The following is an 11,590-nucleotide window of genomic DNA, read 5'->3' as shown; positions in this document are numbered from 1 at the left end:
AGTTGGGTGTTTTTAATTTAATCCTTATTCGAATTCTGAGCGAAGAATCTTCAAAACATCATCAATAGTTTCTTCTTCAAGATCAGTACGTTTGATTAAATCAGAGCGGCTCAATGATAAAACATTTTTTGCAGTGTCGCAACCAATGGCTTTAAATTCATCAATGACCCAGCTTTCAATTTCATCGGCAAATTCATCCAGATTCACATCTTCTTCATCAGCAGCCATCTCGCGATATACATCAATTTCATAGCCAGTTAGCTGACTGGCTAGTTTGATGTTTAATCCACCTTTACCAATTGCCAATGAAACTTCATCAGGTTTTAGGTAAACATCCGCTCTTTTTAAATCTTCGTGGATTTTAGTAGATGTAATTTTGGCTGGATTCAGTGCTCTTTGAATAAATAGCTGAACATTTGAAGAATAATTGATAACATCAATATTTTCATTTCGAAGTTCCCTTACGATTCCATGGATACGTGAACCTTTCATTCCGACGCAAGCACCTACTGGGTCTACGCGTTCGTCATAAGATTCAACTGCAACTTTGGCTCGTTCTCCAGGAACTCGAACAATCTTTTTAATGGTAATAAGACCATCAAAAATTTCTGGTACTTCAAGTTCAAACAATCTTTCCAAAAATACTGGTGATGTACGCGATAATATAATCAATGGATTATTATTGCGTAATTCAACCTTGTAAACTACTGCCCGAAGACTATCTCCCTTGCGGAAATAATCAGTAGGAATTTGCTCTGTTTTCGGTAGGATTAACTCGTTGCCTTCGTCATCCAAAACCAAAATTTCTTTTTTCCAAACCTGATAAACCTCACCGGTAACAATATCACCAATCTTGCCTTTGTATTTTCCGTAAATATGGTCTTTTTCAAGTTCCAAAATGCGGCTGGCCAGATTTTGTCTTAGATTTAATATTGCTCTTCTGCCGAAATGTTCCAATTTTACTTCGTCGGTAACTTCTTCACCAACTTCGTAATCGTCTTCAATTTTCTTAGCCTCGGTAAGCGTGATCTGAGTATTTGGATCTTCTATTTCATTATCTGCAACAACTTCCCTATTGCGCCAAATTTCAAAGTCTCCTTTGTCGATGTTGATAATGATATCAAAATTCTCATCCGTTCCGTAAGTTTTTTGAAGGACGTTGCGGAACACATCTTCGAGCACACTCATCATAGTGACCCGGTCAATGTTTTTGAGTTCTTTGAACTCTGAAAAGGTATCGATAAGATTAATAGTATCCATCTTGCCCCGCTTTTTAAAATTTTATAATATTTTTTACTGTTTTCGCTTGATCAAATTCTATACGATGATTTCGGGTAATAAGTTGTTTTTTCTTATGACCTTCAACTTTTTCCCTTTTCGAAGACTCTATCTCAAAACCGTTGTCATCGACCGATTTTAATATGCCTTCTATTTTATTCCCATCATTTAGAATTACTTCCACCTCTTTACCGGTGTTTTTTACAAATTGTTGATGAATTTTAAAAGATTCACCAAGACCTGCAGAAGAAACCTGTAATTCAAAATCTTCAACTTCCCGGTCTAAATTATTTTCAATATTTCTGCTAATTGCGACACAATGATCGATTGTGACCCCGGAAAAGCTATCAACCAAAACTGAAATCCGATTTCCCGTATTAATATCTATGCTGACGATGAACTGATCGTCAGTTAGCTTTTCTTCAACGAGTTGCGTAATTATTTTTTGGTCAATCATAAAAATTTGCTAATAAAATAGGGGACTTTTGGTCCCCTACAAACGGTTTTCTTCCAATTGCCAGCGCAAAAATAACAAAATCTATTCAATTGACAAAATAGGGAAGTCAATGATTTTCAGTAAAAAGTTGTCTCTCGCAAAATGGTAGGCGCGCCCATAATTTGAGGATAAAAAAAGTTTTTTACTTTTGCTTCGTATTGAATTTGAATTGAATCGCAAAGAAGCTTGAAGACAAACAAAAAAAAGATCATTAATGATCCGGTTTTTGGATTTATAACTATACAGTCTGAATTTATTTTTGACTTGATAGAACATCCTTATTTTCAGCGTTTGCGAAGAATAAAACAGCTGGGGCTTTCCTGTATTGTCTTTCCTGGAGCGAATCATACCCGTTTTGAACATGCTGTTGGCGCTGCCTATTTAATGAGGTCAACAATTAGCAATCTGCAGTTAAAGGATGTCGAGATTTCTGAAGAAGAAGCTGAAGCCGTTACTGCCGCCATATTGCTACATGATATTGGACACGGACCTTTTTCGCATGTACTGGAACATACGATTGTTGATAATATTCCGCATGAAATCGTTTCAACGTTGCTCATGGAAGATCTCAATAAGCAGTTTAATGGTAAGCTTGATTTGGCAATTCAAATTTTTAAGGATGAATACCCTAAAAAATTCCTACACCAATTGGTGTCCAGTCAGCTTGATATGGATCGCATGGATTATTTGAGAAGGGATAGCTTTTTTACTGGTGTTACAGAGGGAGTTATTGGCTCAGATCGCATCATTAAGATGCTCAATGTTCAGAATGATGAGTTGGTGGTGGAATATAAAGGGATCTACTCAATTGAGAAATTTTTAATAGCCCGCCGTTTGATGTATTGGCAGGTTTATCTTCATAAAACAGTGTTGTCAGCAGAGTACTTGTTGGTGGCTGTTTTAAAACGAGCAAAAGAAATTGTGCTTCAGGGGCAAGATGTATTTGCGTCCCCGGCACTGATGATATTTCTTAAAAATCGAATCTCAATTAATCATTTTCAAACCAATGAATTGTACCAGGGGAGAAGTCTTCTGTCTTTATTCGCTGAGTTGGATGATGATGATATTATGTCTGCAATTAAACAATGGCAATATCATAGCGATAAGGTATTGGCGTATTTGTCGTGTTGCTTGATTAATAGGAGGTTGTTTGGAATAAAGATATCAGATCGGCCTTTTCCCGCTAAAAAGTTGGATACACTAAGAAAGAAGGTCTGTTCTCATTTTAAGGTTGAGGAAGAATTGGCTGATTACTTCCTGATAAATGACACAATTACAAATAGTGCATATGCTGGATCAATTGGGAAAATAAACATTCTGCAAAAGAATGGCAAAGTTCAAGAAATCAATGAGGCGTCAGATATAAACCTTTCAAGCCTTTCAAAAACGGTGAGGAAATATTTTATCTGTTACCCCAAAGAATTGGACTTTAATTAATTTAAACCTATTTTTGCAGCGCGCCAAGAAAAATAATATGGAATTTAAAGCACAGAACATCGCTGATTTCCTGCATGGTACAGTTGAAGGTGATGCTAATGTTAGCGTAAGCAACGTTTCGAAAATTGAAGACGGGAAACCAGGGACATTGACTTTCTTGGCAAATCCTAAATACGAAAAGTATATATACTCAACCCAGGCTTCGGTAGTGCTGGTTAATACTGATTTTAACCCAGAGCATGAAATTCAGGCGACGCTGATACGGGTTGATGATGCTTATAAATCATTTGCATCATTGCTTGAGCTAGTGGATGAGGTACAGAAACAAAAGTCAGGAATTGAGCAACCATCGTTTATTCATGAGACGGCGAAAGTTGGATCAGGAATTTATATGGGAGCTTTCGCATATATAGGGCAAGGTTCTCAAGTCGGTAATAACGTAAAAATATATCCACAGGTACACGTTGGAAGTAATGTAACGATTGCTGATAATACGATACTTTATCCTGGAGTGAAAATTTATGACAATTCGATTATTGGTGCAAATTGTATCATTCATGCGGGTGCCGTAATAGGCTCTGATGGATTTGGATTTGCTCCGATGGAAGATGGAACATTCAAAAAGATACCACAGGTTGGGAATGTCATCATTGAAGATGATGTGGAAATTGGTGCGAATACAACCATCGATTGCTCAACAATGGGGTCAACAATTATTCGAAAAGGAGTTAAATTAGATAACTTAATACAGATTGCTCACAACTGTGAAATTGGTGAGAACACGGTAATGGCTGCTTTAGTTGGTATTGCCGGATCTACCAAAGTTGGGAAAAATAATATGTTCGGAGGGCAGGTCGGAATTTCAGGTCACATAACAATTGGAGACAATGTTAAGATCGGACCGATGGCTGGTGTCTCAAATAGCATTAAATCTGATAAAACAGTTTTAGGAACACCGGCAATGGATATCGATCAGGCTTTGAAAGCTTATGTTGTTTTTAGGCGTTTACCTCAAATGCGAGATCAATTAAATGATTTGCAAAAAGAGATAAAAGAATTAAAGTCAAAACTTAACAAAGATTAGTTTCGAAAAAAAAGTTGTTTTAATGTCAGTAAAGCAAAAAACATTAGCCCGCGAATTTTCACTTAGCGGCAAAGGACTACATACCGGAGTTCAGGTTAATATGACCTTCAAACCAGCTCCTGAAAATCATGGATTTAAATTTCAACGAGTAGATTTAGCTGACCAGCCAATATTGGAGGCAGATGCAAGTTTAGTGATGGACACTTCCAGAGGAACTGTAATTGCAAAAGGAGAGGCTCGTCTGAGTACCATTGAACATTCCCTGGCTGCTTTAACGGGCATGGATATAGACAATGTGCTTATAGAGATAGATAACGAGGAGGTGCCGATTTTAGATGGAAGTTCCAAGTTATTTGTTGAAGCAATTGATGAGGTTGGAGTGGTAGAACAGGAAGCCGAAAGGGAATTCTTCGAAATCACGGAGAAAATTGAATATAAAGATCCGGAGACAGGTTCGTCAATTATTGCACTTCCAGACAATGGTTATAGTGTAAATGCTATGATTGCTTTTGACTCGAGTGTTTTAAATAACCAGTTTGCAACCTTAGAGAATCTGGCTGATTTTAAGGATGAAATTTCAGCATGCAGAACTTTTGTGTTTTTAAGAGAACTTGAGTTTCTTTTACAGAATAACCTTGTGAGAGGTGGCGATCTTGACAATGCAATTGTTATCATGGATAGGAAGATAAGTCAGGAAGAATTGAACCGCATTGCAGATTTATTCGACCACGAGCATGTAGAAGTGAAGAAAGATCAGGGGATTTTGAATAATCTGGATCTTAGATTTGAAAATGAATGTGCACGACATAAATTGCTGGACGTAATTGGTGATCTTAGCTTGGCCGGTACCCGCATTAAAGGAAGGATTATTGCCACCAAGCCTGGTCATAAAATTAATACTGAGTTTGCGAAAATATTGAAGAAGGAAGCTCAAAAGCAGAAACAAGCAAAGTCCATACCTGTTTATGATCCGACAAAACAACCATTGTTGGATGTTAATGGAATAAAAGCATTCTTGCCACATAGATTTCCATTTCTGCTAGTTGATAAAGTGGTGGAAATTAAGGATGATTATATAATTGGGGTTAAGAATGTAACAGCAAATGAACCTTTTTTCCAGGGGCATTTCCCTGAAGAACCTGTTATGCCGGGAGTTTTAATTGTTGAAGCAATGGCTCAGTGTGGTGGTTTATATGTATTGCACGATAAAGAAGAAAAATATTCGACCTATTTCATTCGTATTGATAATGTAAAATTCCGCAAGAAAGTAGTTCCTGGTGATACTTTGGTATTTAAAATATCACTAACATCTCCAATTCGGAGAGGAATCGCAAATATGAAAGGACTTTGTTATATTGGGGATACAATTGTGGCTGAGGGAGAATTTATGGCACAGATAGTAAAGGCTTAAAGAAATTATTGAAAACAATTATAGAAAAATGAAACAACCATTAGCTTACGTACATTCCGAGTCTCAAGTGGCAGATAACGTGGTGATTGAGCCATTTGTCACTATTGATAAGGACTGTGTAATTGGGGAAGGCACTCGAATTGGTTCAAATGTAACCATTATGCCAGGAACCCGAATTGGTAAAAACTGTCGCATTTTCCCAGGAGCAGTAATTGGTGCGGTTCCTCAAGACTTAAAATTCAAAGGGGAATACACTACTGTAGAAGTTGGTGATAACACAACAATTAGAGAGTGTGTTACCATTAACAGGGGAACAAGCGCAAGAGGAAAGACTGTGGTTGGCAGTAACTGTCTGATTATGGCCTATGTGCACATTGCACACGATTGTGTTGTTGGTGATAACGTTATCCTGGTAAACAGTACTCAACTTGCCGGAGAGGTAATTGTTGATGATTGGGCGATTATTGGAGGAATGAGTGCAATACACCAATTCTGTCACATTGGTTCTCATGTGATGATATCAGGAGGCTCGCTTGTTCGTAAAGATGTACCTCCATTTATTAAAGCAGGGCGTGAACCATTATCATACGTGGGGATTAATTCAATCGGATTAAGAAGACGTAATTATAACAATGAGAAAATACGCGAAGTTCAGGAGATTTACAGATACATCTATCAGAAAGGATTGAATACTGCTCAGGCAGTTGAAATTATTGAGGCTGAAATGTCTGCAACTCCCGAGCGTGATGAAATTTTACTTTTTGTGAAAGATTCAAAAAGAGGAATTATTCGAGGATATTTCCCGGATTGATTCTACTCTAAAATATAAACAAAAAACCCGGCCATTGGCAGGGTTTTTTGTTTATATGCGTTTCATTTTTGTTTATTTCCCAACAGGATTCCATCCCTGTGCTGTTAATGGAACGGCATTGCCATCGCCAATAATTAAATTAGTTCCACTAGTTTCTTCAGTAATGTGCCCAATAATTGTGATGTCCGGATCATTTTTAATTTTATCATGATCTGACATTGAAATGGTGAAAAGTAGTTCGTAATCTTCTCCGCCATTTAAAGCTGCGACCAACGGATTGATGCTTAATTCATCAGCCATTTTCTTTGTTTGGTAATCCATTTGAATCTTTTCTTCGTAAATAGCACAGCCTACCTTTGAATTTTTGCAGATATGCATGATTTCAGAAGAAAGCCCATCTGAAATATCAATCATTGCTGTTGGAGTGATATCGAGTTTTTTCAGTGCTTTAACAACGTCTCCGCGAGCTTCTGGCTTTAATTGGCGTTCCAAAATATAGTCATAACCCTCAAGCTTGGGTTGTTCTTTGGGATTGACTTTGAATACCTCATTTTCCCGTTCGAGTAATTGAAGTCCCATGTACGCACCACCTAAATCGCCCGAAACACAGATCAAATCGTTTACTTGCGCGCCACTTCTATAGACGGCTTTATTTTTCTCAACTTCTCCAATTGCAGTAATGCTTATTGTAAGTCCTGTCATTGAGCTGGTTGTGTCGCCACCTACCAAATCAATTCCATATTTTTCACAGGCCAGGTGAATCCCGGAGTATAACTCATCAATTGCTTCTACTGAAAATTTGCTAGAGATGGCTATTGAAACAGTTATTTGTTTTGGCTCGGCATTCATCGCAAAGACATCCGATAAATTCACAACCACCGCTTTATATCCCAAGTGTTTCAATGGGACGTACATCAGGTTGAAATGAATTCCTTCAGTAAGTAAATCTGTCGTAACAACAATCTGTTTCCCCTCAAAATCAAGAACAGCTGCATCATCACCAACTCCTTTAATTGTACTAGCATGTTGTAACTCAATCTTATTTGTTAAGTGATCTATTAATCCAAATTCTCCTAGACTTGATAGTTCTGTTCGTTGCTGTGTATTATCCATTTTTTAAATTTCAGACTTTAAGGTGTGAATTGATCTTTCTCATCGGCAAAAATAGTGTTACTTCATTATCTTTGCAATTATTTTTAAACAGTCTATATTAAAGATTGTTATACTCACACAACAAGAGAACTGATATAAGGAAGTGAGATATGGAAGAACAAGATAAGATATTACACGAAGTTACTTCACAAGAATATAAGTTTGGGTTCACCTCTGATTTTGAGATGGACACCATTCCTAAAGGTTTGAATGAAGATGTCATTCGCATGATTTCTGCGAAGAAAGGTGAGCCAGAGTTTATGCTTGAGTTTCGATTGGATGCATATAAGAAATGGCAAAAGATGCCAATGCCGGACTGGGCTTATTTGAAGATTCCACCAATCGATTTTCAAGAGATTATTTATTATGCTGCACCAAAGTCGAAACCGGAATATGAAAGTTTGGATCAGGTTGATCCAGATTTGCTGGAAACATTTAACAAATTAGGAATTCCATTGGAGGAGCAGAAGATGTTGGCTGGAGTTGCTGTTGATGCGGTTATTGATAGCGTTTCTGTAAAGACAACCTTTAAAGAAACTTTAGCAGAGAAGGGAATTATCTTTTGCTCATTCAGTGAGGCAGTAAAAGAGCACCCTGATTTGATTAAAAAATATCTGGGAATGTCAGTTCCTGTTTCCGATAACTTTTTTGCAGCATTAAATTCTGCCGTTTTTTCCGATGGATCATTTTGTTACATTCCTAAAGGTGTTAGATGTCCGATGGAATTATCGACTTATTTTAGAATAAATGCAGCTGGAACCGGACAGTTTGAACGCACCTTGATTGTTGCAGAAGATGATAGCTATGTGAGCTACTTGGAAGGTTGTACTGCACCAATGCGTGATGAGAACCAGTTGCATGCCGCGGTTGTCGAAATCGTTACCATGGATCGAGCAGAAGTAAAATACTCAACGGTTCAAAACTGGTATCCTGGAAATAAAGAAGGTAAAGGTGGTGTTTACAATTTTGTAACGAAACGCGGAGTGTGTCGGGGAGAATCGTCAAAAATTAGTTGGACACAGGTCGAAACCGGATCCGCAATTACCTGGAAATATCCTAGTTGTATTTTGATGGGAGATAATTCGGTCGGTGAATTTAATTCAGTGGCAGTTACCAATAATCATCAACAGGCAGATACCGGTACAAAAATGATTCACATCGGTAGGAATACTAAAAGTACGATTATCTCAAAAGGGATTTCTGCAGGCTTAAGCGATAATTCATACAGGGGGTTAGTGAAGGTTTTACCGGGTGCTGTTAATTCCAGGAATTTTTCGCAATGTGATTCCCTATTATTAGGATCGACATGTGGTGCTCATACATTCCCATACATCGAAGTAGGGAATAAATCATCAGTTGTTGAACATGAAGCAACCACTTCAAAAATTGGTGAAGATCAAATCTTCTATTGCAATCAGCGAGGTATTTCAACCGAGGATGCCATTGGGATGATTGTTAATGGTTATGCAAAGGAAGTGTTGAATAAATTACCGATGGAATTTGCAGTTGAAGCTCAGAAACTGCTGCAGATTAGTCTGGAGGGTAGTGTTGGCTAGATATTAATTATTGATAATTATTTTGGGTGAAGGTTTTTGAAAACTGTGACTCAAAACTCGAAACTAAAAATAACATGCTTACAATAAAAAATTTAAAAGCGTCCGTTGAAGGGCAAGAGATATTGAAAGGGATCAACCTGGATATTAAACCAGGTGAAGTTCATGCCATCATGGGGCCAAATGGCTCAGGAAAAAGTACCTTGGGAAATGTATTGGCAGGGAAGGAAGAATACGAAGTGCTTGATGGCGAAGTTGAATTTTTAGGTGAAAATTTATTGGATCTTGCAGCTGAAGACCGCGCCAAAAAGGGACTTTTTCTTAGCTTTCAATATCCTGTGGAGATTCCTGGAGTGCCAATGGTCAACTTCATTAAAACGTCTGTGAACGAGCATCGCAAGTTCAAAGGGTTAGAGCCGTTAACTGCAGGTGAGTTTCTTAAGTTGATGCGCGAGAAAAAGGAAATGCTTCATTTAGATTCACAGTTAACCAATCGTTCGGTGAATGAAGGATTCTCTGGTGGAGAAAAAAAGAAAAATGAAATATTCCAGATGGCAATGCTTGAGCCTAAATTGGCAATCTTGGACGAAACAGATTCCGGATTAGATATCGATGCATTAAAAATTGTTGCTGACGGAGTAAATGCTTTGAAAAGTCCGGAACGATCTACAATAGTAATTACGCATTACCAGCGCTTGTTGGATTATATCGTTCCAGATTTTGTACACGTACTTTATAAGGGCCGGATTGTAAAATCGGGAGGGAAGGAATTAGCCTTGGAGTTGGAAGAAAAAGGATACGATTGGATTAAAAAAGAACTTGTATAATGACGCAATTGGTAGCAAAAAATACAGCAATAAGCGAAAAATATTTATCACTTTTTCATGCAAGCCGGTCTTTGCTCGACTCGGGTTCTTCCCCTGTGCTTAACCGGATGCGAGAAATAGCGATTAACAGATTTGAGAAGACAGGAATACCTGGATTCAAGAATGAAAATTATAAATACACCAATCTTCAACCTGTATTCAATAAAGATTACCGACATATTTTCGAGTATGAAAAAGTGGATGTTGATCTTCACGAGGTTTTTCGTTGTGATGTTCCACAATTGGATACTCATCTTGTTTTGTTGGTGAATGGCTGGTATTATGCACGTAATCAAAAATTGGATTTGCCAGAGGGAGTTGTTGCAGGAAGCCTGGCACAGGTGGCAAATGAACACCCAGAATTGGTGCAAAATTATCTCAACAGGCAAGCCGCACTTTCTGATGATCCAATGGTTGCACTAAATACTGCTTTTGCAAAGGACGGTTTCTTCTTATATGTGCCGGATAATGTTCATATTGAAAAACCAATTCAGGTAATTAACCTGATGCGTTCACAGGATGAAGTATTTGCAACACAACGAAATTTGATCGCGACCGGGAAAAATAGCCAGGCGAAGGTTGTTTTTTGTGACCATACATTAAGCACATGTGGATTTCTTGGCAATAGCGTTACTGAAGTTTTTGTCGGGCGTGATTCCGTTGTTGATGTGTATACTATCCAGAATCAAAATAATAAAGCAAACTCGGTTAATTCGTCATTTTATAAGCTGGAAGCAAATTCTAATTTGCTGACCAGTACAGCAACACTGCATGGTGGCTTAATTCGCAATAACCTGAAGGTGAGTCTGGATGGAGAGCATGCGGATGCTAATGTATATGGAATGTCGTTTACCGATAAAAAGCAACATGTTGATAATTATACCAATATTGAACATGCCAAGGAAAACTGTACCAGCAATCAGGTATATAAAAATGTGTTGGATGAAGATTCTGTTGGTGCATTCACAGGGCGAATTCATGTGGTTCGGGATGCTCAAAAAACAAATGCTTTTCAGCGGAATAACAATGTATTGTTAACTGATTCTGCAAAAATGAATACAAAACCTCAGTTGATAATTGATGCTGACGATGTAAAATGTAGTCATGGAGCAACGGTTGGACAAATTGATGAGGAAGCATTATTTTATTTGCGAGCAAGAGGAATTAATGAAGCTGATGCACGGCTAATGTTAATGAATGCATTTGCCCATGAGGTAATTCAGGAAATCAGAATTGAGCCGTTACGAGATCGAATTGATGAATTAGTTGATAAAAGATTGCGTGGGGAGCTAGCCCGATGTCATTCTTGCGATGCGAACTAATTTAATAGATAAGTCATTTAATATCAAATGTCTATTGGCGGTAAGCCGGTAGACATTTTTTTTGTTTTAGAAAAAAGTTGAAAAGAAAGTTACCATCAGTGGGGGATATGTTAGAGTAAGGGGGTAGTTAATATTAGTTGGACTTTGGAAGATGTCAAAACGAAAATAAGTGAAATTACT

10 protein-coding genes are annotated in these 11,590 nt (G+C 37.8%); 7 read left to right on the top strand and 3 right to left on the bottom strand.

All coding sequences use genetic code 11. The features are described 5' to 3' along the window. Positions 1–24: 24 nt before the first annotated feature. Both nusA and rimP read right to left on the bottom strand, forming a co-directional pair. Complete coding sequence (nusA, locus tag ACUNWD_RS06070) at positions 25–1,260, bottom strand: transcription termination factor NusA (protein ID WP_445586891.1); 1,236 nt, start codon at positions 1,258–1,260, stop codon at positions 25–27. A gap of 13 nt (positions 1,261–1,273) precedes the next feature. Further along, on the bottom strand, positions 1,274–1,735 hold the full coding sequence (rimP, locus tag ACUNWD_RS06065) for a ribosome assembly cofactor RimP (RefSeq protein ID WP_445586890.1): 462 nt from the start codon (positions 1,733–1,735) through the stop codon (positions 1,274–1,276). Between the two features lie 225 nt (positions 1,736–1,960). Between rimP and ACUNWD_RS06060 the strand changes: the two genes are divergently transcribed. Genes ACUNWD_RS06060 through lpxA form a run of 4 tightly spaced genes read left to right on the top strand, consistent with a single transcriptional unit; the run spans position 1,961 to position 6,517 of the window. Then, on the top strand, positions 1,961–3,211 hold the full coding sequence (locus ACUNWD_RS06060; protein ID WP_445586889.1) for an HD domain-containing protein: 1,251 nt from the start codon (positions 1,961–1,963) through the stop codon (positions 3,209–3,211). Positions 3,212–3,248: 37 nt separating this feature from the next. After that, the gene (gene lpxD / locus ACUNWD_RS06055) at positions 3,249–4,295 is read left to right on the top strand and encodes a UDP-3-O-(3-hydroxymyristoyl)glucosamine N-acyltransferase (RefSeq protein WP_445586888.1); all 1,047 of its coding nucleotides are present in this window, start codon (positions 3,249–3,251) and stop codon (positions 4,293–4,295) included. 22 nt (positions 4,296–4,317) lie between these two features. After that, the gene (locus ACUNWD_RS06050; protein ID WP_445586887.1) at positions 4,318–5,706 is read left to right on the top strand and encodes a bifunctional UDP-3-O-[3-hydroxymyristoyl] N-acetylglucosamine deacetylase/3-hydroxyacyl-ACP dehydratase; all 1,389 of its coding nucleotides are present in this window, start codon (positions 4,318–4,320) and stop codon (positions 5,704–5,706) included. A gap of 28 nt (positions 5,707–5,734) precedes the next feature. After that, positions 5,735–6,517, top strand: a complete 783-nt coding sequence (gene lpxA / locus ACUNWD_RS06045) for an acyl-ACP--UDP-N-acetylglucosamine O-acyltransferase (RefSeq protein ID WP_445586886.1) — start codon at positions 5,735–5,737, stop codon at positions 6,515–6,517. Positions 6,518–6,589: 72 nt separating this feature from the next. Here the strand turns inward: lpxA and thiL are convergent, their stop codons facing one another. Continuing rightward, positions 6,590–7,630 (bottom strand): thiamine-phosphate kinase, encoded by a 1,041-nt coding sequence (gene thiL / locus ACUNWD_RS06040; protein ID WP_445586885.1) that lies wholly within the window; start codon positions 7,628–7,630, stop codon positions 6,590–6,592. Between the two features lie 149 nt (positions 7,631–7,779). Between thiL and sufB the strand changes: the two genes are divergently transcribed. From sufB to sufD, 3 genes are all read left to right on the top strand, one after another. Then, entirely contained in the window at positions 7,780–9,225 is a 1,446-nt protein-coding gene (sufB, locus tag ACUNWD_RS06035; RefSeq protein WP_445586884.1) for a Fe-S cluster assembly protein SufB, read from the top strand. A gap of 74 nt (positions 9,226–9,299) precedes the next feature. Next, the gene (sufC, locus tag ACUNWD_RS06030) at positions 9,300–10,049 is read left to right on the top strand and encodes a Fe-S cluster assembly ATPase SufC (RefSeq protein ID WP_445586883.1); all 750 of its coding nucleotides are present in this window, start codon (positions 9,300–9,302) and stop codon (positions 10,047–10,049) included. After that, the gene (gene sufD / locus ACUNWD_RS06025) at positions 10,049–11,410 is read left to right on the top strand and encodes a Fe-S cluster assembly protein SufD (protein WP_445586882.1); all 1,362 of its coding nucleotides are present in this window, start codon (positions 10,049–10,051) and stop codon (positions 11,408–11,410) included. Before sufC ends, sufD begins: the two co-directional genes overlap by 1 nt. The last annotated feature ends 180 nt before the right edge of the window (positions 11,411–11,590 follow it).

Source organism: Sunxiuqinia sp. A32, assembly GCF_052690465.1.
Note: the sequence above shows the minus strand (reverse complement) of the source record. Positions and strands in the feature narration are given on the sequence as shown.